The 25615-nt window shown below is 70.9% G+C and carries 23 protein-coding genes and 2 pseudogenes; 22 read left to right on the forward strand and 3 right to left on the reverse strand.

What is annotated here, in order from left to right; translation table 11 throughout:
* Positions 1 to 85: 85 nt before the first annotated feature.
* The 4 genes and pseudogenes from EAO70_RS23965 to EAO70_RS23980 form a co-directional block, all read left to right on the forward strand.
* On the forward strand, positions 86 to 1219 hold the full coding sequence (locus tag EAO70_RS23965) for a site-2 protease family protein (RefSeq protein ID WP_315986246.1): 1134 nt from the start codon (positions 86 to 88) through the stop codon (positions 1217 to 1219).
* A gap of 18 nt (positions 1220 to 1237) precedes the next feature.
* Positions 1238 to 2125 carry a tRNA (adenine-N1)-methyltransferase gene (locus EAO70_RS23970; RefSeq protein ID WP_015032448.1) on the forward strand — a complete coding sequence of 296 codons (888 nt, stop codon included), beginning with the start codon at positions 1238 to 1240 and terminating at the stop codon, positions 2123 to 2125.
* Positions 2126 to 2265: 140 nt separating this feature from the next.
* A pseudogene (locus EAO70_RS40450) lies at positions 2266 to 2451 on the forward strand (hypothetical protein); the annotation flags it as partial.
* An 88-nt stretch (positions 2452 to 2539) separates the two neighbouring features.
* Positions 2540 to 2935, forward strand: a pseudogene (locus EAO70_RS23980) (hypothetical protein); the annotation flags it as partial.
* A 4-nt stretch (positions 2936 to 2939) separates the two neighbouring features.
* Here EAO70_RS23980 and EAO70_RS23985 read toward each other — a convergent pair.
* Positions 2940 to 3251 (reverse strand): ferredoxin, encoded by a 312-nt coding sequence (locus EAO70_RS23985; protein ID WP_148004857.1) that lies wholly within the window; start codon positions 3249 to 3251, stop codon positions 2940 to 2942.
* Positions 3252 to 3501: 250 nt separating this feature from the next.
* On the opposite strand from EAO70_RS23985, the gene arc reads away from it, so the two are divergent.
* The 5 genes from arc (at position 3502) to prcA (ending at position 9129) form a co-directional block, all read left to right on the forward strand.
* Positions 3502 to 5268 (forward strand): proteasome ATPase, encoded by a 1767-nt coding sequence (arc, locus tag EAO70_RS23990; RefSeq protein WP_148004858.1) that lies wholly within the window; start codon positions 3502 to 3504, stop codon positions 5266 to 5268.
* 181 nt (positions 5269 to 5449) lie between these two features.
* Complete coding sequence (gene dop / locus EAO70_RS23995) at positions 5450 to 6961, forward strand: depupylase/deamidase Dop (RefSeq protein WP_148004859.1); 1512 nt, start codon at positions 5450 to 5452, stop codon at positions 6959 to 6961.
* A gap of 158 nt (positions 6962 to 7119) precedes the next feature.
* The gene (locus tag EAO70_RS24000) at positions 7120 to 7332 is read left to right on the forward strand and encodes a ubiquitin-like protein Pup (RefSeq protein ID WP_187283998.1); all 213 of its coding nucleotides are present in this window, start codon (positions 7120 to 7122) and stop codon (positions 7330 to 7332) included.
* Positions 7333 to 7492: 160 nt separating this feature from the next.
* The gene (gene prcB / locus EAO70_RS24005) at positions 7493 to 8332 is read left to right on the forward strand and encodes a proteasome subunit beta (protein WP_148004861.1); all 840 of its coding nucleotides are present in this window, start codon (positions 7493 to 7495) and stop codon (positions 8330 to 8332) included.
* 44 nt (positions 8333 to 8376) lie between these two features.
* Positions 8377 to 9129 (forward strand): proteasome subunit alpha, encoded by a 753-nt coding sequence (gene prcA / locus EAO70_RS24010; RefSeq protein WP_148004862.1) that lies wholly within the window; start codon positions 8377 to 8379, stop codon positions 9127 to 9129.
* Positions 9130 to 9250: 121 nt separating this feature from the next.
* Here the strand turns inward: prcA and EAO70_RS24015 are convergent, their stop codons facing one another.
* Positions 9251 to 10270, reverse strand: a complete 1020-nt coding sequence (locus tag EAO70_RS24015; RefSeq protein WP_148004863.1) for a LacI family DNA-binding transcriptional regulator — start codon at positions 10268 to 10270, stop codon at positions 9251 to 9253.
* 134 nt (positions 10271 to 10404) lie between these two features.
* Between EAO70_RS24015 and EAO70_RS24020 the strand changes: the two genes are divergently transcribed.
* From EAO70_RS24020 to EAO70_RS24075, 12 genes are all read left to right on the forward strand, one after another.
* Entirely contained in the window at positions 10405 to 11685 is a 1281-nt protein-coding gene (locus tag EAO70_RS24020; protein ID WP_148004864.1) for an MFS transporter, read from the forward strand.
* A 69-nt stretch (positions 11686 to 11754) separates the two neighbouring features.
* A complete protein-coding gene (pafA, locus tag EAO70_RS24025; protein WP_056566373.1) occupies positions 11755 to 13116 on the forward strand; it encodes a Pup--protein ligase in 1362 nt (453 codons plus the stop codon).
* A gap of 116 nt (positions 13117 to 13232) precedes the next feature.
* Positions 13233 to 14174, forward strand: coding sequence for an FKBP-type peptidyl-prolyl cis-trans isomerase (locus EAO70_RS24030; RefSeq protein WP_148004865.1), 942 nt, complete (start codon positions 13233 to 13235; stop codon positions 14172 to 14174).
* Positions 14175 to 14217: 43 nt separating this feature from the next.
* The gene (locus tag EAO70_RS24035) at positions 14218 to 14598 is read left to right on the forward strand and encodes an FKBP-type peptidyl-prolyl cis-trans isomerase (protein ID WP_148004866.1); all 381 of its coding nucleotides are present in this window, start codon (positions 14218 to 14220) and stop codon (positions 14596 to 14598) included.
* Positions 14599 to 14835: 237 nt separating this feature from the next.
* The gene (locus tag EAO70_RS24040; RefSeq protein ID WP_148004867.1) at positions 14836 to 15792 is read left to right on the forward strand and encodes a helix-turn-helix transcriptional regulator; all 957 of its coding nucleotides are present in this window, start codon (positions 14836 to 14838) and stop codon (positions 15790 to 15792) included.
* A 16-nt stretch (positions 15793 to 15808) separates the two neighbouring features.
* Complete coding sequence (locus EAO70_RS24045) at positions 15809 to 16762, forward strand: helix-turn-helix transcriptional regulator (RefSeq protein ID WP_148004868.1); 954 nt, start codon at positions 15809 to 15811, stop codon at positions 16760 to 16762.
* Between the two features lie 218 nt (positions 16763 to 16980).
* Entirely contained in the window at positions 16981 to 17244 is a 264-nt protein-coding gene (locus tag EAO70_RS24050; protein WP_148004869.1) for a hypothetical protein, read from the forward strand.
* Between the two features lie 71 nt (positions 17245 to 17315).
* The gene (locus EAO70_RS24055) at positions 17316 to 17513 is read left to right on the forward strand and encodes a hypothetical protein (protein WP_148004870.1); all 198 of its coding nucleotides are present in this window, start codon (positions 17316 to 17318) and stop codon (positions 17511 to 17513) included.
* Positions 17514 to 17697: 184 nt separating this feature from the next.
* A complete protein-coding gene (tatA, locus tag EAO70_RS24060; protein ID WP_148004871.1) occupies positions 17698 to 17994 on the forward strand; it encodes a Sec-independent protein translocase subunit TatA in 297 nt (98 codons plus the stop codon).
* A 105-nt stretch (positions 17995 to 18099) separates the two neighbouring features.
* Positions 18100 to 19002, forward strand: a complete 903-nt coding sequence (gene tatC / locus EAO70_RS24065; protein WP_187284036.1) for a twin-arginine translocase subunit TatC — start codon at positions 18100 to 18102, stop codon at positions 19000 to 19002.
* Between the two features lie 186 nt (positions 19003 to 19188).
* Positions 19189 to 22017 (forward strand): DEAD/DEAH box helicase, encoded by a 2829-nt coding sequence (locus tag EAO70_RS24070; RefSeq protein ID WP_148004873.1) that lies wholly within the window; start codon positions 19189 to 19191, stop codon positions 22015 to 22017.
* 279 nt (positions 22018 to 22296) lie between these two features.
* Complete coding sequence (locus EAO70_RS24075; protein ID WP_261993002.1) at positions 22297 to 23760, forward strand: cytochrome P450; 1464 nt, start codon at positions 22297 to 22299, stop codon at positions 23758 to 23760.
* A 127-nt stretch (positions 23761 to 23887) separates the two neighbouring features.
* Here the strand turns inward: EAO70_RS24075 and EAO70_RS24080 are convergent, their stop codons facing one another.
* Complete coding sequence (locus tag EAO70_RS24080) at positions 23888 to 24781, reverse strand: hypothetical protein (RefSeq protein ID WP_148005324.1); 894 nt, start codon at positions 24779 to 24781, stop codon at positions 23888 to 23890.
* A 184-nt stretch (positions 24782 to 24965) separates the two neighbouring features.
* On the opposite strand from EAO70_RS24080, the gene EAO70_RS24085 reads away from it, so the two are divergent.
* On the forward strand, positions 24966 to 25598 hold the full coding sequence (locus EAO70_RS24085; protein ID WP_148004874.1) for a MerR family transcriptional regulator: 633 nt from the start codon (positions 24966 to 24968) through the stop codon (positions 25596 to 25598).
* Positions 25599 to 25615: the final 17 nt, after the last annotated feature.

Raw genomic sequence — 25615 nt, forward strand, 5'->3', positions numbered from 1 at the left:
GGGTCACCCCCCGCGACGAGAGGAACCCGTGAACCACGACGAGCCCAAGCCGCAGCGGACCGAGGATCCCGGCGGCGGGATCCTCATGGGACGACCCTTCGGCGTGCCCGTCTACGTCGCCCCCAGCTGGTTCCTCGTCGCCGCCCTCATCACCTGGGTCTTCGGCGACCAGATCGAACGCGTGCTGCCCGAACTCGGCGCGGCCCGCTACCTCGTCTCCCTCTTCTTCGCCGTCGCCTTCTACGCCTCCGTACTCGTCCACGAACTGGCCCACACCATCGCCGCGCTCCGCTTCAAGCTCCCGGTGCGCCGCATCCAGCTCCAGTTCTTCGGCGGCGTCTCCGAGATCGAGAAGGAGACCGAGACCCCCGGCCGCGAGTTCGTCCTCGCCTTCGTCGGCCCCCTGCTCTCCCTCGTCCTCGCCGGCGTGTTCTACCTCTCCCTGTACGCCGTCGAGCCCGGCACCGTCCCCGGCGTCCTCCTCGCCGGCCTGATGATCTCCAACCTCATCGTCGCGATCTTCAACCTGCTCCCCGGCCTCCCGCTCGACGGCGGCCGGATGCTCCGCGCCGTCGTCTGGAAGATCACCGGCAAGCCCATGAGCGGCACCATCGCCGCCGCCTGGGTCGGCCGCGCCCTCGCCGTCCTCGTCCTCGTCGGACTGCCCCTGCTCACCCGTACCGGTCTCCTGGGCAACTCCACCGACGACATCAGCGGCCTCAACACCGTCACCGACGCCCTGCTCGCCGCGATCCTCGCCGCCATCATCTGGACCGGCGCCGGCAACAGCCTCCGCATGGCCAGGCTCCGCGAGCACCTCCCCGAGCTCCGCGCCCGCAGCCTCACCCGCCGCGCCATCCCCGTCGAACCCGCCACCCCGCTCTCCGAGGCCCTCCGCCGCGCCAACGCCGCCGGCGCCCGCGCCCTCGTCGCCGTCGACCCCGACGGCGAGCCCACCGGCATCGTCCGCGAGGCCGCCATCGCCGCCGTCCCCGAGCACCGCCGCCCCTGGGTCGCCGTCAGCACCCTCGTCCAGGACCTCACCGACGGCATGCGCGTCCCCGCCGAACTCACCGGCCAGCCCCTCCTCGACCACCTCCGCGCCAGCCCCGCCACCGAGTACCTCGTCGTCGAGGAGACCGGCGCCATCTACGGCGTCCTCTCCACCACCGACGTCGAACGGGCCTTCGTCCGGGCCATGGCACGACCCTCGTCGTAGTCCTTGTACTCTGGTCACATGTCCGAACCGACCGGTGCCGCCCGCCGACGCGGGCCCTTCAAGGTCGGGGACCAGGTTCAGCTGACCGACCCCAAGGGCCGTCACTACACGTTCACGCTCGAAGAGGGAAAGAACTTCCACACCCACAAGGGTTCTTTCCCGCACGACGAACTGATCGGCGCCCCCGAGGGCAGCGTTGTCCGCACCACCGGAAACGTCGCCTACCTCGCGCTGCGCCCCCTGCTCCCCGACTACGTCCTGTCCATGCCCCGCGGCGCCGCCGTGGTCTACCCCAAGGACGCGGGGCAGATCCTGGCCTTCGCCGACATCTTCCCCGGCGCCCGCGTCGTGGAAGCGGGAGTGGGCTCGGGCTCGCTGAGCAGCTTCCTCCTGCGCGCCATCGGGGACAGCGGCATGCTGCACTCCTACGAGCGCCGCGAGGACTTCGCCGAGATCGCGAAGGGCAACGTCGAGCGCTACTTCGGCGGACCCCACCCCGCGTGGCAGCTGACCGTCGGCGACCTCCAGGACAACCTCTCCGACACCGACGTCGACCGCGTCATCCTGGACATGCTCGCCCCCTGGGAGTGCCTGGAGGCCGTCTCCAAGGCCCTCGTCCCCGGCGGCATCCTCTGCTGCTACGTGGCGACCACCACCCAGCTCGCCCGCACCGTGGAGTCCATCCGCGAGTTCGGCTGCTACGCCGAGCCGCAGCCCTGGGAGTCCATGATCCGCAACTGGCACGTCGAGGGCCTCGCCGTCCGCCCCGACCACCGCATGATCGGACACACCGGCTTCCTCGTCACCGCCCGCCGCCTCGCGGACGGCGTCGAGCCCCCGATGCGCCGCCGCCGCCCCGCCAAGGGCGCCTACGGCGAGGACTACGAAGGCCCCAACAAGGGCTGACGTCCCGACACCCACGGCACGCCGCCGCCGAGTTCCCCGCCCGCCGGGAGAACTCGGCGGCGGCGTCCTCATGTTCGACGGCCCCCGGCAGCCGGGCGGGCCGACCCCGACGGTTCCGTCCCCCTGTGACGTGTGGCACGATGCCGGAAACCCTCCGCACCACCCCTCAGGAGACGTCTCGCGTGCAGCCCTCCGCCGCTCCGGACCTCGCGGACCTCGCACACACCCACGCCCGGCCGGGCCACTGGCTGGCCACCGCCACCGCGACCGCCGCGGTCGTCGCCCTCGCGGGCCTGTTCCAGCCCGGCCCCGCCACCGCCACCGCGCCCCAGGCCGCCGATCTTCTCGTAGTCGACGTCCGGGACCTCTTCCAGAACGAGCTCTTCGACCTCGCTCTTGGGGACCGCGCCCCAGGCCGCCGGCGTCACGTACCCGCTGGACTGCGGGGGAGCGCCCCACAAGGTCGCCGCCCGCGCCTCCGGGGACCTCGACGGGGACGGGAAGCCGGAGACCGTTGCGGTCGTGCACTGCGAAGCGGGCTCCGGCACACCCCCGAGCGGCGTCTACGTCCTCACCCGGGGCCGGCAGCCCGGCGCACCCGCGCGCGTGGTCGCCACCCTCGTGGCACCCGAGGACCTGAAGACCGTCACCGGGTTCTCCGTACGCGACGGAGCGGTGCGGGCCACCCTGCTCGGCTACTCGTCCCCCGACGTCCCCAGCTGCTGCCCCGACGAGAAGGAGCAGGTCAGCTGGTACTGGAAGGGCGGCTCCTTCGTCCGCACCGGTCAGGCCGAGGCGCGCAGCGCCTGACCCGTCACTCGGCGTCGGGGCCGTACACCTCGACCCGGTCCGCGACCCGGCGCACATGGATGCAGTCGCCCGGGCACTCCTTCGCGGAGTCCACCACGTCCTGGAGCAGCGTCAGCGGGACCGGCGTCGTCGCGCCGACCTCCTGGAGCAGCTCGTCGTCCTCGCTCTTCACATAAGCGAGCCCGTCGATGTCCAGCTCGAAGACCTCGGGAGCGTACTGCGCGCAGATACCGTCCCCGGTGCACAGGTCCTGGTCGATCCAGACCTCCAGCGCCTCCTCGGCACCCGTGGACGGAGCCTCGTGCTGCACGGTCATATCTCCCGCCGTTTCTGCTTCTGCTGCTTCTCGCGGACAAGTCGGGCCGCCTCCGAAGGGTGTTGGCCCCATACGACGATACAACCGCCCGCTTTCAACCAGCGCAGGGTGGGTATTCCCCTGTCGACAGGGGAAGCGCAAGGGTGAAGATCGGACACACCTCGGAGTCTTTTTGATCTAGGGGTTTCAATCACCACCCACGCAGGTAGGGTCAGGAAGCGTCCAGCTCCCCTTGGAGGAGGTGAGGACCGTGGCAGCCCACGACGACGACATCAACCGCGGCATCCGGCCGGGGCGAGGGTCTGAGGACCCCGCCGGTCAGGTTGCCTATCTCGAGCAGGAAATCGCCGTCCTGCGCCGCAAGCTCGCCGACTCTCCGCGACACACGAGGATTCTCGAAGAGCGGATTGTTGAGCTGCAGACCAGCCTGGCCGGTGTGTCCGCGCAGAACGAAAGACTGGCGAACACGCTCCGTGAGGCCCGCGACCAGATCGTGGCCCTCAAGGAGGAGGTCGACCGGCTCGCACAGCCGCCGGCCGGCTTCGGTGTCTTCCTGCAGGCGAACGAGGACGGCACGTGCGACATCTTCACCGGGGGCCGCAAGCTCCGGGTGAACGTCAGCCCGAGCATCGAGCTCGAAGAGCTCAAGCGCGGCCAGGAAGTCATGCTCAACGAAGCGCTCAACGTGGTCGAGGCCATGGAGTTCGAGCGCGCCGGGGACATCGTCACCCTCAAGGAGATCCTCGAGGACGGCGAGCGGGCCCTGGTGGTCGGGCACACCGACGAGGAGCGGGTGGTGAGGCTCGCCGAGCCTCTGCTGGACGTCACCATCCGCCCCGGCGACGCCCTGCTGCTCGACTCCCGCTCCGGCTACGTGTACGAGGTGGTCCCCAAGAGCGAGGTCGAAGAGCTCGTTCTGGAAGAGGTCCCGGACGTCGACTACGAGAAGATCGGCGGCCTGGGCAACCAGATCGAGCTGATCAGGGACGCGGTCGAGCTTCCGTACCTCCACCCGGACCTCTTCAAGGAGCACGAACTCCGCCCGCCCAAGGGAATCCTGCTCTACGGCCCGCCCGGCTGCGGCAAGACGCTGATCGCGAAGGCCGTGGCCAACTCCCTGGCCAAGAAGGTCGCCGAGGTGACCGGCCAGCCCGCGGGGAAGTCCTACTTCCTCAACATCAAGGGCCCCGAGCTCCTCAACAAGTACGTCGGCGAGACCGAGCGGCACATCCGCCTCGTCTTCCAGCGTGCCCGGGAGAAGGCGAGCGAGGGCACCCCCGTCATCGTCTTCTTCGACGAGATGGAATCCCTCTTCCGCACCCGCGGATCCGGTGTCAGCTCGGACGTGGAGAACACCATCGTCCCCCAGCTGCTCGCCGAGATCGACGGTGTGGAGGGCCTGGAGAACGTCATCGTCATCGGCGCCTCCAACCGCGAGGACATGATCGACCCCGCGATCCTGCGGCCCGGCCGGCTCGACGTCAAGATCAAGATCGAGCGTCCGGACGCCGAGGCGGCGAAGGACATCTTCGCGAAGTACCTCACCGCCACCCTGCCGCTGCACACGGACGACATCTCCGAGCACAGCGGATCCAAGGCGGCGGCCGCCCACGGAATGATCCAGTCCGTCGTCGAGCAGATGTACGCCGAATCCGAGGAGAACCGCTTCCTCGAAGTGACGTACGCCAACGGCGACAAGGAAGTCCTCTACTTCAAGGACTTCAACTCCGGAGCGATGATCCAGAACATCGTGGACCGGGCCAAGAAGATGGCCATCAAGGCCTTCCTCGACCACAACCAGAAGGGCATCCGGGTCTCCCACCTCCTCCAGGCGTGCGTGGACGAGTTCAAGGAGAACGAGGACCTGCCCAACACCACCAACCCCGACGACTGGGCCCGGATCTCCGGAAAGAAGGGCGAGCGGATCGTGTTCATCCGCACCCTCGTCACCGGAAAGCAGGGCGCGGACACCGGACGCTCCATCGACACGGTGGCCAATACCGGTCAGTACCTCTAGAAACGCCCCCGGCTGCGGATGTCCGGAAACCGGGCATCCGCAGCCGTCGCATTCCATCCAGCATTTCCCCCGGCACCGCAGGGAAATACGCAATCGATCTCCCCACCAGCGCGGAGCCGCTCTAGGCTCTTCGGTAACGCCGAGTCGCGCACTGTGAGCGACGCCGGGCAAGGAGGGCCGCATGACCGTACGGCGAGTAATGGGCATCGAGACGGAGTACGGGATCTCCGTCCCGGGACACCCGAACGCCAATGCCATGCTCACCTCGTCCCAGATCGTCAACGCCTACGCGGCGGCGATGCACCGGGCGCGCCGCGCCCGCTGGGACTTCGAGGAGGAGAACCCGCTGCGGGACGCCCGCGGCTTCGACCTCGCCCGCGAGGTCGCCGACTCCAGCCAGCTCACCGACGAGGACATCGGCCTCGCCAACGTGATCCTCACCAACGGGGCCCGCCTCTACGTGGACCACGCCCACCCCGAGTACAGCTCGCCCGAGATCACCAATCCGCGCGACGCCGTCCTCTGGGACAAGGCCGGCGAGCGGATCATGGCGGAGGCGGCCGTGCGCGCCGCCCAGCTCCCCGGGGCCCAGCCGATCCACCTCTACAAGAACAACACCGACAACAAGGGCGCCTCCTACGGCACGCACGAGAACTACCTGATGAAGCGGGAGACCCCCTTCTCGGACATTGTGCGCCACCTGACTCCCTTCTTCGTCTCACGCCAGGTCGTGACCGGCGCGGGACGGGTCGGCATCGGCCAGGACGGCCGGGAGCACGGCTTCCAGATCAGCCAGCGCGCCGACTACTTCGAGGTCGAGGTCGGCCTGGAGACCACCCTCAAGCGGCCCATCATCAACACCCGCGACGAACCGCACGCGGACGCGGAGCGGTACCGCCGGCTGCACGTGATCATCGGCGACGCCAACCTCTCCGAGATCTCCACCTACCTCAAGCTCGGCACCACGGCCCTGGTCCTCTCGATGATCGAGGACGGTTTCATCACCGTGGACCTCGCCCTCGACCAGCCCGTACGGACCCTCCACCAGGTCTCGCACGACCCGACCCTCCAGTACCTGGTCTCGCTCCGCAGCGGCCGGACCCTGACCGCGGTCCAGCTCCAGATGGAGTACTTCGAGCTGGCCAGGAAGTACGTGGAGGAGCGGTACGGCGCGGACGCCGACGAGCAGACCAAGGACGTCCTGGTCCGCTGGGAGGACACGCTCAACCGGCTCGAGAACAACCCCATGAGCCTGGCCGGCGAGCTCGACTGGATCGCCAAGCGGGAGCTCATGGAGGGCTACCGGCGGCGGGACGACCTGGACTGGGACGCCGCCCGGCTGCACCTCGTGGACCTCCAGTACGCGGACGTACGCCCCGAGAAGGGCCTCTACAACCGTCTGGTGGCCCGCGGACGCATGAAGCGGCTCCTGGACGAGACCGAGGTGACGCGCGCGCAGACGGCGCCCCCGGAGGACACCAGGGCCTACTTCCGGGGCCGCTGTCTGGAGCAGTACGCCGACGACGTCGCCGCGGCCTCCTGGGACTCGGTGATCTTCGACCTGCCCGGCCGCGACTCGCTCCAGCGCGTCCCGACCATGGAGCCGCTGCGGGGCACCAAGGCCCATGTGCAGTCGCTCCTGGACCGGTGCAGGACCGCCGAGGAACTGGTGCGAGTGCTGTCCGGCGGCTGATCGGAGGCCCTCCGGGGGCCTGAAATGCCCCGTACTGGGAATCATGGAAACAGTGCCCGGGCGTTGTCGAAACTGCGGGGCCGAAACAGGACCCGCCCTATAGGGTCTGATCTTGTACGGACTCAACCGAGCGGGCCGATTCGAGCGGGGTGAGGGATATGGCGACCAAGGACAGCGGCGGCGGACAGCAGAAGGCGACGCGTTCCACGGAGGAGGTCGAGGAGACCACCACGGAGGCGAGCTCCGACCTCCAGGAGCGTCAGGAGAAGCTGAGCGAGGACGTGGACTCCGTCCTGGACGAGATCGACGACGTCCTGGAGGAGAACGCCGAGGACTTCGTCCGGTCGTTCGTGCAGAAGGGCGGCGAGTAGCCGCACAGCGCGTCTGTCGTCCCCGTCCCCGGAGCCCCGGCGAAAGCCGCGGGCCCGGGGACGGATGACAAGCGGTGGCACGGGTAAGGTCCGTGCACAGCAAGCAAGATCGGCCGGCGCTTCCCACGGCGGGCCGATTCTCCCACCCGGAAGGAATCGCGTGGAAGCCAACCCTCGTAGCACCGGGCGTCTGCCGGCGGCCTTCCTGACGCCGGGCTCGTCCTCCTTCATCGACTTCCTGGCGGACCACTCGCCGGATCGGCTGCCGGGCGGGCGCAAGCTCCCCGAAGGGGTCGTCGAGGCCCCGCACGGGACGACCATCGTGGCGGCCACGTTCCCCGGCGGGGTCGTGCTCGCCGGTGACCGACGGGCCACCATGGGCAACATGATCGCGCAGCGGGACATCGAGAAGGTCTTTCCCGCCGACGAGTACTCCGCCGTGGGCATCGCCGGTACCGCCGGCCTCGCCGTGGAGATGGTCAAGCTCTTCCAGCTGGAGCTGGAGCACTTCGAGAAGGTGGAGGGCGTCACGCTCTCCCTGGAGGGCAAGGCCAACCGCCTCTCCACCATGATCCGGGGCAACCTCGGCATGGCCATGCAGGGACTGGCCGTCGTGCCGCTCTTCGCGGGCTGGGACGAGGGCAAGGAGAAGGGCCGGATCTTCTCCTACGACGTCACCGGCGGCCGCTCCGAGGAGCACGGGTTCGCCGCCACCGGCTCCGGCTCGATCTTCGCGCGCGGCGCGATGAAGAAGCTCTACCGGCCCGACCTGACCGAGCAGCAGGCCACCACGCTGGTCGTGCAGGCGCTCTACGACGCGGCGGACGACGACTCCGCGACCGGTGGTCCGGACATGGCACGCCGGATCTTCCCGATCGTCACGGTCATCACGGACGAGGGCTACCGCAGGCTCACGGAGGAGGAGTCCTCCGCGCTGGCCCGGTCGGTCACCGAGCGGCGGCTGGAGCAGCCCGACGGGCCCCGCGCCGCCCTGCTCTGATCACTCGTCGCCCCTGAAGCCCAGAAGAAAGGGACGGACCGCCGGTGTCCACTCCGTTCTACGTCTCACCCCAGCAGGCCATGGCCGACCGGGCGGAGTACGCCCGCAAGGGCATCGCCCGAGGCCGCAGCCTCGTCGTCCTCCAGTACACCGACGGGATCGTCTTCGTCGGTGAGAACCCGTCCCGCGCGCTGCACAAGTTCAGCGAGATCTACGACCGGATCGGCTTCGCCGCCGCCGGCAAGTACAACGAGTACGAGAACCTCCGCATCGGCGGCGTGCGCTACGCCGACCTGCGGGGCTACACCTACGACCGGGACGACGTCACCGCGCGCGGCCTGGCCAACGTCTACGCCCAGACGCTGGGCACCATCTTCTCCAGCGCGGGGGAGAAGCCGTACGAGGTGGAGCTGGTCGTCGCCGAGGTCGGCACCGAGCCCTCGGGCGACCAGATCTACCGGCTGCCGCACGACGGCTCGATCGTGGACGAGCACGGCTCGGTCGCGGTCGGCGGCAACGCCGAGCAGATCAGCTCCTTCCTGGACCAGCGGCACCGGGACGGCATGTCCCTGGCCGAGGCCCTGAGGCTGGCCGTGCAGGCCCTCTCGCGCGACACCAACGGCACCGAGCGGGAGATCCCCGCGGAGCGCCTGGAGGTGGCCGTCCTGGACCGCACACGGCCGCAGCAGCGCAAGTTCAAGCGGATCGTCGGCAGGCAGCTGTCGCGCCTCCTGGAGGCCGACGACGCCGCGGTGACGAAGACCGACGAGCCGTCGGACGAGGCGCCCGAGGAGTAGTCGCCGACAACCGGAGGGGCCCCGGTCCGCAGATGCGAACCGGGGCCCTTGGCGTGTCCGGCCGTCCGGGGTGTGCGGTGCTCCGGTGTGCCCGGCCGCTCCGGTGGTGTCCGGGCGCGGTTCAGGAGGCCGGTGCGGGGCCCGAGGAGCCTCGGGCGACCAGGGAGACGGGCAGGGTGTCCGGGCCCGGCGTGCCGCCCGCCAGGACGGCGAGGAGCGCCTCCATGCCCCGCCGGCCGAACTCCTCGGCGGGCAGCCGGACCGTGGTGAGCTCCGGCTCCACCACCGTCGCCAGCGCCATGTCGTCGAAACCGGTGACCGACAGGTCCTCCGGGACCCGCAGACCGAGTCCCCGGGCCGCCTTGCAGACGCCGACCGCGAGGATGTCGTCGTCGCAGACCACCGCCGTCGGCCGGGGCCCCGGCGCGGCGAGCGCCCGGCGCGCCGCCTCCCATGCGTCCGCGACGTTCAGCGGCGCGCGCACGGTGCGCACCTCCGCCCCGCTCAGGGCGTGGGCGAGCGTGGCGGCCCGCACGTCGAAGGTCCAGGACGGGGCCGCGGACGCCAGGTGCAGGAAGCGGCGGTGGCCCAGGCCGAGCAGGTGCCCGGTCACCCGGCGCATGCCGTCGGCGACGTCGAGGTTCACATGGGCGGCGGCGCCCGCCTCGGCCGGGTCGCTGTCGAGCATGACGAGCGGCAGGTCGCTGCCCCGGAAGGCCTCCAGGGCGCCGGCGGCCATCGAGGAGGCGATGACGCCGTCCAGGGCGGCCTGCGCCGAGGCGAACGGGTCCCGCGCGGGCCCCAGGCCGTCGGGGGAGGGGTAGAGCACGACGCCGAAGCCGTGCCGGGACGCCGCCGCCGCGGCACCCGTGTAGACGTGCGCGAAGAACTCGTTGGTGAGGGCCGGGACGACGAGCATGGCGGTCCGGGTGCGGCCGAGGCGCAGATTGCGGGCGGCGAGGTTGGGCCGGTAGCCGAGCTCCCTGGCCGCCCCGCGGACCGACTCCGCGGTGCGTTCGGACACACGTCCGCGCCACTTGTCGCCCAGGACGAGGGAGACGGTGGCCTGGGAGACGCCCGCGATCCGAGCGACGTCCCGGCTGGTCGGGCGGCTGCCGCCGAGCGGCTCCGGGGTCTGCACACAAGCCTCCGCGTAGGGCGGTCCGCGGACCGCTCACTGGCCGCGGGGTGGACCCGCGCGCTGCCGACATGGTACGTATGACCTCGGAAGTTATACGTAAAACCTCGGCAGGGTCCGAGGCGAGGGGAGACCACATGGCCACCGAAGCCCCGGCGCGAGGCGGCTATCTCGACATACTCCGGGCGCCGCACGCGGCCCGGCTCCTCGCCGGCACCCTCGTCGGGCGCCTGCCCAACGGCGTCGGCCCCATCGCGCTCACCCTGTACGTCCGCGACCAGGGCGGCAGCTACACCCTCGCCGGCGGTCTCATCGCCGCCTACGGGGTCGCCACGGCCATCGGCCAGCCCCTCCTCGGCCGCGCCGTCGACCTCAAGGGCCAGCCCCGCGTCCAGCTGCCCGCCGCCGTCGTCTCCGCCCTCGGCATGGTCCTGCTGGCCCTCGCCGGCATCGGCCACCTCGGCCTCGCCTACGTGGCCGTCGTCGTCGCCGGGCTCTTCACCCCGCCCCTGGAGGGCGGACTGCGGGCCCTCTGGCCCAGCGTCCTCGGCCGTGAGGACCGGGTCCACCGCGCGTACGCCATGGACGCCGTCGCGCAGGAGGTCATGTTCACCGTCGGCCCGCTGCTGCTGACCCTCCTGGTCTCCCTCTGGTCGCCCGCCGCCGCCCTGCTCACCGTCAACCTCCTGGGCGTCCTCGGCGCCCTCGCCGTCGTCCTCTCCGCGCCCTCCCGGGCCTGGCGCTCCGCGCCCCGGGAGGCCCACTGGCTCGGCGCCCTGCGCTCCCCGGGCCTCCTCGCCCTCCTCGGGTCGTTCTTCTTCGTCGGCCTCGCCCTCGGCTCCATCACCGTCGCCGCCGTCGCCTACGCCGACGACCGGGGCACCCCGTCCGTCTACGGCTGGCTGATGGCCGCCCTGGGCCTCGGCGCGCTCCTCGGCGGCGTCACCTACGGCGCCCGCGAGTGGTCCGGGGCCCCCGAGCGGCGGCTCCGCGTCCTGGTGCTGCTCCTCGCCGTCTGCTACCTGCCGCTGGTGCTGACCCCCGGCCCGGTCGCGATGGCCTGCCTCGCGGCCCTCGCGGGCGTCTTCCTGGCCCCCGTGCTCGCCTGCGCCTTCATCGTGGTGGACCGGCACGCTCCGCGCGGCACGGTCACCGAGGCCTTCTCCTGGCTCGTCACCACCTTCGGCGTCGGCTCGGCCCTCGGCTCCGCCGTGGCGGGCCCCGCCGTCGAACTCGCCGGGACGGTCGCCGGATTCGCCGTCGCCGGCGCGGGCGGCCTGGTGGCCCTCCTGGTCCTGCTCGCCACCGGGCGCGTCCTGCACGTGCCCACGGCCCCCGTGGCCCCCGCGGCCGAGCCGCGACACGCCGTCGGCACGGGCGCCCCCACCGCCGTACACACGGAAAAGAACACGCACTGATCGGAAAATGATCGAAACGGGGACGCCCAACCCGGTTTCAGCACAGGCCGTCAGGCGTAATGTTCAGTCATGGACCGCCGCATTTTCGGGCTGGAGAACGAGTACGGCGTCACGTGCACGTTCAGGGGACAGCGCCGACTGTCTCCTGACGAAGTGGCGCGCTACCTCTTCCGCCGTGTCGTGTCATGGGGCCGCAGCAGCAATGTCTTCCTGCGGAACGGCGCCCGCCTGTACCTGGACGTGGGATCGCATCCGGAATACGCCACACCGGAATGCGACAACGTGACCGAACTGGTCACCCACGACAAGGCCGGCGAGCGCATTCTCGAGGGCCTGCTCGTCGACGCCGAACGCCGCCTGCACGAGGAGGGAATCGCGGGCGACGTCTACCTCTTCAAGAACAACACCGACTCGGCCGGAAACTCCTACGGCTGCCACGAGAACTATCTCGTCGCCCGCCACGGCGAGTTCTCCCGGCTGGCGGACATCCTCATTCCGTTCCTGGTCACCCGCCAGCTGATCTGCGGCGCGGGAAAGGTCCTCCAGACCCCGCGCGGCGCGGTGTTCTGCGTCTCCCAGCGTGCCGAGCACATCTGGGAGGGCGTCAGCTCCGCGACCACCCGCTCCCGCCCCATCATCAACACCCGTGACGAGCCGCACGCCGACGCCGAGCGCTACCGCCGGCTCCACGTCATCGTCGGCGACTCGAACATGTCCGAGACGACCATGCTCCTCAAGGTCGGCGCCACCGACCTGGTGCTCCGCATGATCGAGGCCGGCACGGTGATGCGCGACCTGACCCTGGAGAACCCGATCCGGGCCATCCGCGAGGTCAGCCACGACATCACCGGCCAGCGCAAGGTCCGGCTCGCCAGCGGCCGTGAGGCCTCCGCCCTGGAGGTCCAGCGCGAGTACTACGAGAAGGCCGTCGACTTCGTCGACCGCCGGGGGATCCGGAACGGCACCGTGGCCCAGGTCCTGGAGCTGTGGGGCCGTACGCTCGACGCCATCGAGAGCGAGCGCCTCGACCGGATCGAGACCGAGATCGACTGGGTGATGAAGCACCGGCTCATCGAGCGCTACCGGGCCAAGCACAACATGACCATGTCGAACCCGAGGGTCGCGCAGATAGACCTCGCCTACCACGACATCCACCGCCGTCGTGGTCTCTACTACCTGCTGCAGAAGAACGGCCAGGCGGCCCGGATCTGCAACGACCTGAAGATCTTCGAGGGCAAGTCGGTGCCCCCGCAGACCACCAGGGCCCGCCTCCGCGGTGACTTCATCCGCCGCGCCCAGGAGCAGCGACGGGACTTCACCGTCGACTGGGTGCACCTCAAGCTGAACGACCAGGCGCAGCGCACGGTGTTGTGCAAGGACCCGTTCCGCTCGGTCGACGACCGCGTCGAAAAGCTGATCGCCGGAATGTAGGACGGTCGGATCGGCGCTGGGGCCCCGCACGTTTGGCGTGCGGGGCCCTCGACGTGGCAGAGGGGTCCCCTAGAGTGTCGGGACAACTACTGTGCCGTCTGAGATCTGAGGAACACGTGCGCCGACTTGCCGGCCTTCTCGTCGTGCCGCTGCTGCTGCTCTCCACAGCAGCCTGCGGCAGCGACGACAAGGGCTCCGATTCCGCTTCGATGACGAACGGGCTGCCCGCCATCACCGCGGGGGCCAAGTTCGGCGAGAAGCCGACCCTCGCCAAGGGCGAGGGCGACCCGCCCAAGGAACTCAAGGTCAACGTCATCAGCGAGGGCAAGGGCGCCGAGACGAAGAAGGGCGACGCCCTCTCGGTGAACTACCTGGGTCAGGCCTGGGACTCCACCACCCCCTTCGACAACAGCTTCGACCGCGGCCAGCCCTTCAGCGTCACGCTGGGGGAGGGCCAGGTCATCAAGGGCTGGGAGCAGGCCCTCGAAGGACAGAAGGTCGGCAGCCGCATCGAGGTCGGCATCCCGCCGGAGCTCGGCTACGGCGAGAAGGGCTCGCCCCCCAGCATCAAGCCCAACGCCACCCTCGTCTTCGTCGTGGACATCCTGAAGGCCGTCACGATCCCCAAGTCCGCCACCGGCACCCCGGTCGCGCAGGACAACAAGGACCTGCCGAAGGTCGGGACGAACACCGACGGCAAGGCCCCCACGCTGACGATCCCCAAGGTCGACCCGCCGACCAAGCTCGTCTCGAACTACGTGCTCGAGGCCAAGGGCGAGGCCGTCAAGGCCACCGACACCGTCGTCGTGAACTACGTCGCCTCCCTGTGGAAGGACGGCAAGGTCTTCGACTCGACGTACACCACGGGCAAGCCCGCGAACTTCCCGCTCGCCAACCTCACGCTGAAGGGCCTCAAGGACGGCCTCGTCGGCAAGACGGTCGGCAGCCGCGTCCTCATCGTCGCCCCGCCGGCCGAGGCGTTCGGCGACAAGGAGCAGCAGGGCATTCCCAAGAACTCCACCCTGGTGTTCGCCGTGGACATCCTGACGAAGGTGTAAGACTGTCCCGATCACGCAGTTCATCAGCATGAGGAGCAGTTCAGTGAGCATCGAGAAGCCCGAGATCGACTTCCCGGGTGGCGAGCCGCCGAAGGACCTGGAGATCAAGGACATCTGGGAGGGCGACGGCGAACTCGCCGAAGCCGGTGACTTCGTGAAGGTCCACTACGTCGGTGTGTCCTTCGACTCCGGCGAGGAGTTCGACGCCTCCTGGAACCGCGGCGTCCCGCTCGACTTCAACCTCGGCGCCGGCCAGGTCATCCAGGGCTGGGACAAGGGCGTGCAGGGCATGAAGGTCGGCGGTCGCCGTCAGCTGGTCATCCCCGCGCACCTCGCCTACGGCGACCGCGGCGCGGGCGGCAAGATCGCCCCGGGCGAGACGCTGATCTTCGTCTGCGACCTCGTCGGCGTCACCAAGCGCTGACCCGCACCACCCCGACCGGTTCCGGTCGCACCGAGGGCCCCCGCCATCCACGGCGGGGGCCCTCGGCCGTGCTCCGGGCACCGCCGGACCCCAGCGAGCCGGGGACCGGGCCCGCCGCAGCCAACCCGCCGCATCCCGTCCGCGGTCCGCCCTCCGGTCCCCGCTTTGGTCCCGACACCCCGGGGCGGTACGGTCGGACGTCCGAGAAGTGGAACGGCGAAGGGGTGCGGGGCGTCGATGGCGATTGCCAAGTCCGAGCGGCTGATGAATCTCGCGCTGTGCCTGCTCGGGACACGCCGGCCGCTGAGCAAGCGGGAACTCCGCGGCTCCATCGAGGCCTACCTCGAAGCGAGCGGCGACGACGCCTTCAACCGCATGTTCGAGCGTGACAAGGACGACCTCCGCGAGCTCGGCCTCGTCATCGAGACCGTCGAGAACCTGGAGGGCGAGACCGGCTACCTCGCCCGCCGCGACTCCAACCGGCTGCCCGCCATCACCCTGGACGCCGAGGAGGCCGCCGCGCTCGGCCTCGCCGCCAAGGTCTGGCAGCAGGCCCGCCTCGCCGGCGCGGCCAGCGGCGCCCTGCAGAAGCTCCGCGCCGCCGGCATGCCCGAGGCGGAGGACTCGTACGACACCCAGCCCAGCGCCCTCGAACCGCGGATCCCCGTCCACGAGACCGCCTTCGAACCGCTCATGCTGGCCTGCCGCGACCGCAGGCCCGTCGCCTTCGACTACCGCAAGGCCAACGCCGCCCGCCCCGAGGCCCGCCAGGTCGAGCCCTGGACCCTCGAATGCTGGCGCGGCCACTGGTACCTGGCCGGCTGGGACCGCGACCGCGGCGCCGAGCGCGTCTTCCGGCTCTCCCGCATCACCGGCAAGGTCCGCTCCCGGGCCGGCGCCTTCACCGCGCCCGTGCCCGACGTCGTCACCGTCCGCGAGACCGTGGAGAGCTGGGCCGGCGAGACCGCCACCCGCTCCGCCCGGATCCGGCTGCGCACCGGCTGCGGCTACCCGCTGCGCGCCCGCGCCCAGTCCGTGACCGAGGGCACCGACGGCTGGGACGAGCTCGAGATCCCGTACGGGCACGGCCTCGACGCCTGGCTCGTCGAGTTCGGACCCGACGTCGTCGTACTGGAACCGGCCGATCTGCGGGCCGACGTGGTGGACCGGCTGCGCGCCGTCGCCAAGGGCTGAGGGGGAGACGTACCGCATGGCTGCCAACGCGATCGACCAGACGAGGCGGATGCTCTCGCTGGTCACCTATCTCCGTGAGCGCCCCGGCGCGCACGTCGCCGACGTCGCTCGCGCCTTCGGGATCACCGAGGACGAGCTGATCTCCGACCTGGACGTGCTGCCCATGTGCGGCACCAGCTTCCGCGGCGGGGACCTCCTCGACATCGACACCGACGGCGACCGGATCTGGTGGCACAACCCGGACGACGTCGCCGCGCCGCTGCGGCTCGCCGCCGACGAGGCCACCGCCCTCCTGGTCGCCGCCCGCGCCGTCGCCACCCTCCCCGGGCTCCGGGAGAGCGACCGCGAGGCGCTGCTGCGCGCCACGGCCAAGCTGGAGGCCGCGGCCGGCGAGGCCGCCGGGGCCAGCTCCCGGCTCTCCGTCACCTTCGAGTCCGAGGGCGGGGTCTTCGCCGAGGTCGACCGGGCGATCTCCGAGCGCCGTCGCCTCTGGGTCCGCTACTACTCGCCCGCCCGCGACGAGCTCACCGAGCGCGAGGTCGACCCGATCCGGCTCTTCGCCGTCGGCCACACCTACATGGAGGCGTGGTGCCGGCTCTCCGAGGCGCGCCGCACCTTCCGGCTCGACCGCGTGGCCGAGATCCGCATCCTCGACGAGCACGCCGCGCCGCCGGAGCTCGAACTGCGCGACCTCTCCGCCGGGCTGGTCCAGCCCTCCGCCGACGACCCCGAGGTGGTCGTCGAGGTCGGCCCCGGCGGGCGCTGGGTCGCCGAGTACTACCCGCACGACCGGGCCGAGGAGCTGCCGGACGGCGGACTGCGGATCACCCTCCGCACCCCCGACCCGGCCTCGCTGCGCCGGCTCGGGCTGCGCCTGGGCAGCGACGGGCGGATCGCCGAGCCGCGGGAACTCGCCGACAACGCCAGGGCCGCGGCCGCCGCCGCGCTCGCCGCGTACGAGGACGCGTGACGTTCCCCGCCCGGGGGACGCCGTGACAGACAGGGGGGCCGGCCGACGGCCGGCGGCGTGACGGGTGCGACGACCGGTGCGATCACCGGTGAGGTCGCCCGTGCGGGGACCGGGGTGGACGCCGGCCCGACACGCCGGAGCAGGAACGGACACCGGAGCCGAGCCTGCGGACGTACGTGCCGCGCTCCGCGCGCCGCGCGGGGTACGGGAGCAGAGAGATGAGGGAAATGTCCGTGATGCACGATCTTACGGCGACGATCGCCCCGGTCCTCTTCAAGGCCGCCTGCCCCGACTGCCGCTCCCGCTGCGAACTCTCCGCGAACGCCCTGCGCCTCGCCATCGGCGCCAGCCGCCGCACCACCTTCTACTCCTTCACCTGCCCTGCGTGCGGCAGCGCCGTCCGCAAGCCCGCCGGCGAGCGCATCGTGGAACTCCTCACCGGCGGCGGCGTCCGGACCCTGCGGCTCCACACCACCGTCTGATGTCCTCCACGCCACCGTCCGAGCCGCGCCCGGCCGTCCGGCGCGCCGCGGCCAGCGTCTAGGCTCTGCACATGTTCTGGCCCATGCTCGCCATCGCCCTCGGATTCCTCGGCATCGCCGTCCTCGGCGTCCTCGCCGTCAGGGTCTTCGTCGAGGTCCAGCGCCTCGGCCGTCAAGTGGCCCACACCACGGAACGGATCAACCGCGCCGCGGAAGACCTCGAAACGGCCGCCGTCGGTCTGGCCCGCACGGGCGACTCCCTGCGCTGACCCGTGCCGTACCCTGCGTGACATGGCCCCGAACCGGGCACGTACGACGCAATCGGGAGTATGCAAGGGCATTGCCCTGCGTTTACTCCTGCGGGTTACGATCGCAGACAGCGCGGTGGCCGGACGCATGTCCGACCCGCCGGGCACGCACTCCATGTCGCCTCGGTGAAGAAGGTAAACAGCTATGGGTAGGCTCGGCCCCACCGAGATCATTCTCATCCTCGTCGTCATCATCCTGCTGTTCGGCGCCAAGAAGCTCCCGGACATGGCGCGCTCGCTCGGCAAGTCCGCCCGCATCCTCAAGAGCGAGGCCAAGGCGATGAAGTCGGACGACCAGCAGACCGCCCCCGCCGACCCGCCGCAGGCCGGGACCGGCACCGCCGCCGCCCCGGAACCCGCCCCGCGCACCATCCAGGCCGCTCCCGGCGACGTGACCAGCGCGCGTCCCGTGACCGAGCCCTCGGACACCACCAAGCGCTGACCCGGTCCGCCGCGGCCGTCGCACCGGGCGGCGGCCTGCCGCATGAGATGAGGACGTGGGTTGCCCAAGTCTGCCCGCAAGCAGGACAAAGATCCCGAGGGCCGGATGCCCCTCGTGGAGCACCTGCGTGAACTCCGCAACCGACTGGCGAAGGGTCTCCTCGCCATCGTCGCGGTGACGATCGTCGCCCTCGTGTACAGCGAGGAGCTGCTGCAGTTCCTGGCCAAGTCGGTGCCCAAGTGTCCACCGGGCGTCAAGAGCAGCGGCGGCAACTGCGCCGAGGTCACCTTCACCACCCTGACGGCTCCGTTCAGCACGACGATCCAGATCTCGCTGACCGTCGGCCTCGTCGTCGCGAGCCCCGTGTGGCTCTACCAGCTGTGGGCGTTCATCGCGCCCGGACTGCACAAGAGCGAGAAGAAGTACACGTACGCCTTCGTCGGCGCGGCCGTACCGCTCTTCGCCGCCGGTGCCTACCTCGCGTACAAGATCCTCCCCATCAGCGTGAAGGTCCTCATCAGCCTCACGCCCGCCGGGGCCCAGAACCTCCTCTCGCTCGCTGACGTCCTCGACTTCACTCTGCGCATGGTGCTCGTCTTCGGCCTCGCCTTCGAGCTGCCGCTCGTCCTGGTGATGCTCAACATGACCGGTGTCCTCACCGGCCGCCGCATGGCCGGCTGGTGGCGCGGCGTGATCATGGGCGTCTTCATCTTCGGCGCCGTCATCACCCCGACCACCGACCCCGTCGGCATGATCGCCCTCGCGGGACCCGTCACCATCCTGTACTTCGGTGCCGTCGGCTTCTCCCTCCTCAACGACCGGCGACGGCGGCGCGCCGACCCCGACGCCGAGCTCGACGACGACGAGGCCTCGGTGCTGGACCTCCACCCGGAGTCCGTCGGAACGATCGAGCCGGTCGGCGCCGCCCGGGCCCTGCCCGAGCAGGCCACCGGCGAACCCGGCGGCTCCGGCGTCCACCGCGCCCACGGGTACGACGACATCACCTGACCCGGCACCCGGAGCCGCACACGTGCGGGCCCCCGGGCACCATCCGGAACGCGAGGACCCCGCCGCCACCCCGCGGCGGGGTCCTCGCGTTCCGGCGCACCCGCCGGGGCCCGGAGCCCGGCCCTCCACATCCCCTCGATAAAGATCGCGTCACTGTCACAGGCGGCGGGTAGGCTCGAGAACAAGATGACAGAGGACCTCACACCTGCCCAGGCGTACGCGGCCGCCCTCGCCCGCAACGCCGAGGCGGCCACCGCGCTGGCCCCCTTCCGCGAGATGTACGAGTTCGGTCTGGACCCCTTCCAGATCGAGGCATGCCGGGCCCTCGAAGCGGGCAAGGGCGTGCTCGTCGCCGCGCCCACGGGCTCCGGCAAGACCATCGTCGGCGAGTTCGCCGTCCACCTCGCCCTGAGCCAGGGCCGCAAGTGCTTCTACACGACCCCGATCAAGGCGCTGTCGAACCAGAAGTACGCCGACCTCGTCCGCCGCTACGGCAACGACAAGGTCGGCCTGCTCACCGGCGACAACAGCGTCAACGGCGACGCGCCGATCGTGGTCATGACCACCGAAGTCCTCCGCAACATGCTCTACGCGGGATCCCAGGCCCTCTCCGGCCTCGGCTACGTGGTCATGGACGAGGTCCACTACCTCTCCGACCGCTTCCGCGGCGCCGTCTGGGAGGAAGTGATCATCCACCTCCCCGAATCGGTCACCCTCGTCTCACTCTCCGCGACCGTCTCCAACGCCGAGGAGTTCGGCGACTGGCTCGACACCGTCCGCGGCGACACCGAGGTCATCGTCTCCGAGAGCCGGCCCGTCCCCCTCTGGCAGCACGTCCTCGCCGGACGCCGGATGTACGACCTCTTCGAGGAGGAGACCGACCACGGCGGCCGCGGCGCCTCCCGCCGCGAGGTCAACCCCGACCTCCAGCGCCTCGCCCGCACCGAGAACACGCGCACGTACAACCCGCGCGACCGGCGCCGCGGCAAGATGGTCCGCGAGGCCGACCGCGAGCGCGAGCGCCGCCAGCGCTCCCGCATCTGGACCCCCGGCCGCCCCGAGGTCATCGAGCGCCTCGACGCGGAAGGGCTCCTGCCCGCCATCACCTTCATCTTCAGCCGCGCCGGCTGCGAGGCCGCCGTCCAGCAGTGCCTCTACGCCGGACTCCGCCTCAACGACGACGAGGGACGCCGTCGCGTCCGCGAGATCGTCGAGGCGCGCACCGCCGCCATCCCCACCGAGGACCTCCACGTCCTCGGCTACTACGAATGGCTCGAAGCGCTGGAGCGCGGCATCGCCGCCCACCACGCCGGCATGCTCCCGACCTTCAAGGAGGTCGTCGAGGACCTCTTCGTCAAGGGCCTCGTCAAGGCCGTCTTCGCCACCGAGACGCTCGCCCTCGGCATCAACATGCCCGCGCGCACCGTCATCCTGGAGAAGCTCGTCAAGTGGAACGGCGAGCAGCACGCCGACATCACCCCCGGCGAGTACACCCAGCTCACCGGCCGCGCCGGCCGCCGCGGCATCGACGTCGAGGGCCACGCCGTCGTCCTCTGGCAGCGCGGCCTCGACCCCGACCACCTCGCCGGCCTCGCCGGCACGCGCACCTACCCGCTGCGCTCCAGCTTCAAGCCCTCGTACAACATGGCGGTCAACCTCGTCGAGGGCTTCGGCCGGCACCGCTCCCGCGAACTCCTCGAAACGTCCTTCGCCCAGTTCCAGGCGGACCGCTCCGTCGTCGGCATCTCCCGGCAGGTCCAGAAGAACGAGGAGGGCCTCGAAGGCTACCGGGAGGGCATGACCTGCCACCTCGGAGACTTCGAGGAGTACGCGCGGCTCCGCCGCGACCTCAAGGACCGCGAGACCGAACTGGCCCGCCAGGGCGCCGCCCAGCGCCGCGCCCAGGCCGCCGGGTCCCTGGAGAAGCTCAAGCCCGGTGACGTCATCCACGTCCCCACCGGCAAGTTCGCCGGACTCGCCCTCGTCCTCGACCCGGGCATCCCCGCCGGCCGCACCAACAACCACCGTGGCTTCGAGCACCACGACGGCCCCCGCCCCCTCGTCCTCACCGCCGAACGACAGGTCAAGAGGCTCGCCTCCATCGACTTCCCCGTCCCGGTCGAGGCCCTGGAGCGGATGAGGATCCCCAAGTCCTTCAACCCCCGCTCCCCGCAGTCCCGCCGCGACCTCGCCTCCGCCCTGCGCAGCAAGGCCGGACACATCAACCCCGAGCGCCACCACAAGCAGCGCTCCGCCGCCGCCGACGACCGCGAGATCGCCCGGCTGCGCACCGAGATCCGCGCCCATCCCTGCCACGGCTGCGACGAGCGCGAGGACCACGCCCGCTGGGCCGAGCGCTACCACCGCCTCCAGCGCGACACCCAGCAGCTGGAGCGGCGCATCGAGGGCCGCACCAACACCATCGCGCGCACCTTCGACCGGATCGTCGCGCTCCTCACCGAGCTCGACTACCTGCGCGGCAACGAGGTCACGGAGAACGGCAAGAGGCTCGCCCGGCTCTATGGCGAACTCGACCTGCTCGCCAGCGAATGCCTCCGCGACCGCGTCTGGGAGGGCCTGACCCCGGCCGAACTGGCCGCCTGCGTCTCTGCGCTGGTGTTCGAGGCGCGGCAGTCCGACGACGCGGTCGCGCCCAAGGTGCCCGCCGGAAACGCCAAGGCGGCGCTCGGCGAGATGGTGCGGATCTGGGGCCGCCTCGACGCCCTCGAAGAGGAATTCAAGATCAACCAGGCGGAGGGCGTCGGCCAGCGTGAACCCGACCTCGGGTTCGCCTGGGCCGCCTACCAGTGGGCCTCCGGCAAGAGCCTCGACGAGGTGCTGCGCGAGGCCGAGATGCCCGCCGGCGACTTCGTCCGCTGGTGCAAGCAGGTCATCGATGTCCTCGGACAGATCGCGGCGGCGGCGCCCAAGGAGAACAGCACCGTCGCCAAGAACGCCCGCAAGGCCGTCGACGCGCTGCTGCGCGGTGTCGTCGCCTACAGCTCGGTGGGCTGACGACACCGCTCCACTGAGGTCCCCGCTCCCTTCCTGTCGGCCGAGTGCCCGTGACCACCACGCCACGGGCACTCGGCCTTTCCGTGTCTTCGGGCTTTTCCGTGTCCTCGGGCCTTTTCGGGGCTCCGGGCGTTCGCGGCCTTCTTGTGTCCGATGGTCATATCGGGTTCGTCGAGGCCTCGTTGTCCACAGGCCGTCGTCCACAGGGGTGGCGCACGCCCGGCCGTTCCGATTGCATGGACTCACAAGCAGGAAAGGCCAGTTGGGGAGGGGACGTTCATGACCACGCAAGCCGGTCATTCGCATACGGGGGCGCAGGACGACGGGCGGTCGCCCGCCGGGAAGCACGGCGCGGAACAGCCGCCGGAGACACGGGCGGAGGCCCCACAAGAGCCACCGACCGCGGTTCCGGTTGTCGTCGACGGCCCCCGCGGCATCCCCCTCCTCGGCAGCCTGCCCGCCTTCGGGAAGAACCCCCTGGCCTTCTTCGAACAGCTCCGGGACCGGGGTGACATCGTCCGCTGGCGCTTCGGCCGCAAGCCCTCCCTCTTCATCGCCCACCCCGACACCGTCGGCGAACTCCTCACCGAGGTCGAGCGGACCTTCGACCAGCCCGACCTCGGCATCGCCTTCCGCACCCTCCTCGGGAACGGCGTGATCGTCTCCAAGGGAGCGGACTGGCGCCGCAAGCGCTCCCTCGTGCAGCCCTCCGTGCGCCCGAAGCAGGTCCGCTCCTACGCGGCCACCATGTCCGAGTGCGCCGTGGCCCTCGCCGACCGCTGGACCGACGGGGAGCACATCGACATCAAGAAGGAGATGGCCGCCCTCACCCAACTCGTCGCCGTCCGCACCATCTTCGGCGTCGACACCGCGGCCGACGCCGACGCCATCGGGCAGGCCATGGACGTCGCACAGAAGGAGATCGGCGCCGAGTTCAGCGGCATCGGCGCGGTCCTGCCCGACTGGCTGCCCACCCCCGGACGCGCCCGCATCAAGCGCGCCACCGCCGTCATCGACGCCGAGGTCGCCCGCGTCGTCTCCCGCCACCGTGACGGCGACACCGAGCGCCCCGACCTCCTGAGCCGCCTGCTCGCCGCCCGCGACGAGACCGGGGCGCCCCTCTCCGACGAGGAGATCCGCGACGAGACCGTCACCCTCTACATCGGCGGTCACGAGACCACGAGTTCCACGCTCGTCTGGGCCTGGTACCTGCTCTCCCGCAACCCGCGGGTCCGTGACACCCTCACCGAGGAACTCGACCGGGTCCTCGCCGACCACGAACCCGGCCACGACGACTACGCCTCCCTCACCTACACCCAGGCGGTCATCAAGGAGACCCTCCGGCTCTACCCCACGATCTGGCTGATCACCGGCCTCGCGAAGGAGGGCGCCACCCTCGGCGGCGCCCCCGTCCCCGCCGGAACCCGCGTGTGGTCGAGCCAGTGGGCCACCCATCGCGACCCCCGCTGGTACGGCGACGCGGAGGCCTTCCGCCCCGAGCGCTGGATCGAACAGGACGGCCGGCCCGCCGACGACATACCCGAGTACGCCTGGTTCCCCTTCGGCGGCGGCCCCCGCGTCTGCCTCGGCACCCGGTTCGCCCTCGTCGAGGCGGTCCTGATCCTCGCGGTCCTGGCCCGCCGTTACGACGTGGACGTCACCACCGAGGAGGTCCTGCCGGTCCCCAGTCTCACGCTCCAGCCGGACCGCGACGTCCTGGCGACGGTACGGGCGCGGGGCTGACCGCGGGGGCCGCGAGGGGCACCGCTGGGGAGGCCGGCCTCGGCCGGTCCGGGGGCGCCGCCCACGGACCGGCCGACGGTGGGCGGCCTCCGTGCCGGCAGACACCGGTCGGCGAGCCGCCCGCCGGTCAACGCAGGGCGGGTTCGGGCCGGCGGGACTCGGGGCTCCGGCCCCTGAGCGAGAGGGTCGCGGACGCCGCGGTCAGCAGGACGATCGCCCCCGCGCCCGCCAGGGTCGCGCCGTCCGGTGCGAGCAGGGCCTGACCGCGCAGGGCCTGCCAGGTGAGGAGGACGAATGTCGCCGTGTACGCGGCGGCGGCCGTCAAGGTGAGCCGGAGGCGCACACGTTCGTCCCCGAGGCGGATGAAGCGCGGTGCGAGGGCGGCGAGGACGAGCAGGAGCAGCGGCAGCAACTGGAGTGCGTGCATGCCGAAGAAGTGCGGGATGCGCAGGTCGCCGCCGTCGCTCGCCCAGCCGGTCACCGGCATCGACGGGCCCCCGTCCGGTACGCCGACGGCGTGGGCGCCCACGATCGGCGGCTCGTCGACCGCCAGTTGCTCCGGGGTCGGACTGACCATCAGGAAGCCCACCGCGGCGCCCGCCAGGGCGATCAGCGAGGACAGTCGGACGGCCCAGGCCATGGCACGGTCGAGGATTCGGGCGCGCAGCAGGAGGACGGCGATCGCCAGCGCGCCCAGCCAGAGTACGAGGACGGTGGCGCCCATGAGTTGGAAGACGGTGTTGTCGAAGGGCGTCGCCTGGTTGAAGTGACTCCGCTCGCCGCGGATCACCTGGAGGGTGATGAGCACCATCTCGGCGGCGCCTGCGGCGGCGACCACGATGCCGGCCCACCAGCCGACCCGGCGGCCCCGGGGGAGCATGGACAGCATCCAGGCGAGCGAGAGCGCGTACGCGACGAACGAGACGGAGAACTTGAACGGCTTGGTCCAGATCGGGACGCCGACCAGGATGCGGTCGTCGAGGGCGATGCCGACGGCGGCGACCAGAGCGAGTGCGCCCATGGAGGCGGCGAACCAGACCAGTGGCCGGTGGAGCCGTACCGGTGCGGCGGTGGGCGATAAGGACATACGTATCCCCCCGTGGGAAAGTATGGATAGTGGCACTAGCCGCTATCTGATAGCGCCACTATCTATGATTGGGAGTCGGTCGGCAAGACCGAGGCGGCATCAGAAAGGTGAACGCGCTTTGCGCATCGGAGAGTTGAGTCGCAGGACCGGGGTGTCCATCCCGACGATCAAGTTCTACGTACGGGAGGGACTGCTGCCGGCCGGGGAACTGACGAGCCCCAACCAGGCCTCGTACGGAGAGACGCATGTGCAGCGCCTCCGCCTGATCCGGGCGCTCCTCGATGTGGGCGGGCTGTCGGTGGCGGCGATCCGCGAGGTGATCGTCGCGGTCGACGACCCCGACCGCTCGGTGCACATGATGCTGGGCACGGTGGCCTCGGGCCTGGTGCCGCGCTACGACCACGAGGCGCACGCCGGGATCGAGGAGGCGCGGAAGCGGGTCGCCGCGCTGATCGCGGCCCGCGGCTGGCGGGTCGACCCCGGCAACCCGGCCTCGGAGGCGCTCGCCGTAGCCCTGGCGGCCGTCGACGAGGTCGGGCACGGCTCGTTCGTGCAGGTCCTGGACACCTACGCGGACGCGGCGGAGCGGGTGGCGCGGGCCGACCTGGACTACGTGGCGGGCAACGTGGCGCGCGAGGAACTGGTGGAGAGCGTGGTCGTCGGCACGGTCATAGGCGACGCGATCTTCTCCGCGCTGCGGCGGATGGTCCACACGGACACCTCGGACCGCATGTTCGGAGAGGCGACCTAGGGGGTCCTTGCCGGCGG

This window comes from Streptomyces sp. adm13(2018), from assembly GCF_008042145.1.
GTDB lineage: Bacteria > Actinomycetota > Actinomycetes > Streptomycetales > Streptomycetaceae > Streptomyces.

What these genes read in the sequence shown, in the direction of transcription:
- EAO70_RS23965 (WP_315986246.1), top strand. Translation starts at nt 86, where the DNA reads ATGGGACGACCCTTCGGCGTGCCCGTCTACGTCGCCCCCAGCTGGTTC.
- dop (WP_148004859.1), top strand. Translation starts at nt 5,450, where the DNA reads ATGACCGTACGGCGAGTAATGGGCATCGAGACGGAGTACGGGATCTCC.
- EAO70_RS24075 (WP_261993002.1), top strand. Translation starts at nt 22,297, where the DNA reads ATGACCACGCAAGCCGGTCATTCGCATACGGGGGCGCAGGACGACGGG.
- EAO70_RS24045 (WP_148004868.1), top strand. Translation starts at nt 15,809, where the DNA reads ATGGCTGCCAACGCGATCGACCAGACGAGGCGGATGCTCTCGCTGGTC.
- EAO70_RS24080 (WP_148005324.1), bottom strand. Translation starts at nt 24,781, where the DNA reads ATGGGCGCACTCGCTCTGGTCGCCGCCGTCGGCATCGCCCTCGACGAC.
- EAO70_RS24050 (WP_148004869.1), top strand. Translation starts at nt 16,981, where the DNA reads ATGAGGGAAATGTCCGTGATGCACGATCTTACGGCGACGATCGCCCCG.
- EAO70_RS24020 (WP_148004864.1), top strand. Translation starts at nt 10,405, where the DNA reads ATGGCCACCGAAGCCCCGGCGCGAGGCGGCTATCTCGACATACTCCGG.
- EAO70_RS23985 (WP_148004857.1), bottom strand. Translation starts at nt 3,251, where the DNA reads ATGACCGTGCAGCACGAGGCTCCGTCCACGGGTGCCGAGGAGGCGCTG.
- EAO70_RS23970 (WP_015032448.1), top strand. Translation starts at nt 1,238, where the DNA reads ATGTCCGAACCGACCGGTGCCGCCCGCCGACGCGGGCCCTTCAAGGTC.
- EAO70_RS24055 (WP_148004870.1), top strand. Translation starts at nt 17,316, where the DNA reads ATGTTCTGGCCCATGCTCGCCATCGCCCTCGGATTCCTCGGCATCGCC.
- EAO70_RS24000 (WP_187283998.1), top strand. Translation starts at nt 7,120, where the DNA reads ATGGCGACCAAGGACAGCGGCGGCGGACAGCAGAAGGCGACGCGTTCC.
- tatA (WP_148004871.1), top strand. Translation starts at nt 17,698, where the DNA reads ATGGGTAGGCTCGGCCCCACCGAGATCATTCTCATCCTCGTCGTCATC.
- tatC (WP_187284036.1), top strand. Translation starts at nt 18,100, where the DNA reads ATGCCCCTCGTGGAGCACCTGCGTGAACTCCGCAACCGACTGGCGAAG.
- EAO70_RS24040 (WP_148004867.1), top strand. Translation starts at nt 14,836, where the DNA reads ATGGCGATTGCCAAGTCCGAGCGGCTGATGAATCTCGCGCTGTGCCTG.
- pafA (WP_056566373.1), top strand. Translation starts at nt 11,755, where the DNA reads ATGGACCGCCGCATTTTCGGGCTGGAGAACGAGTACGGCGTCACGTGC.
- EAO70_RS24070 (WP_148004873.1), top strand. Translation starts at nt 19,189, where the DNA reads ATGACAGAGGACCTCACACCTGCCCAGGCGTACGCGGCCGCCCTCGCC.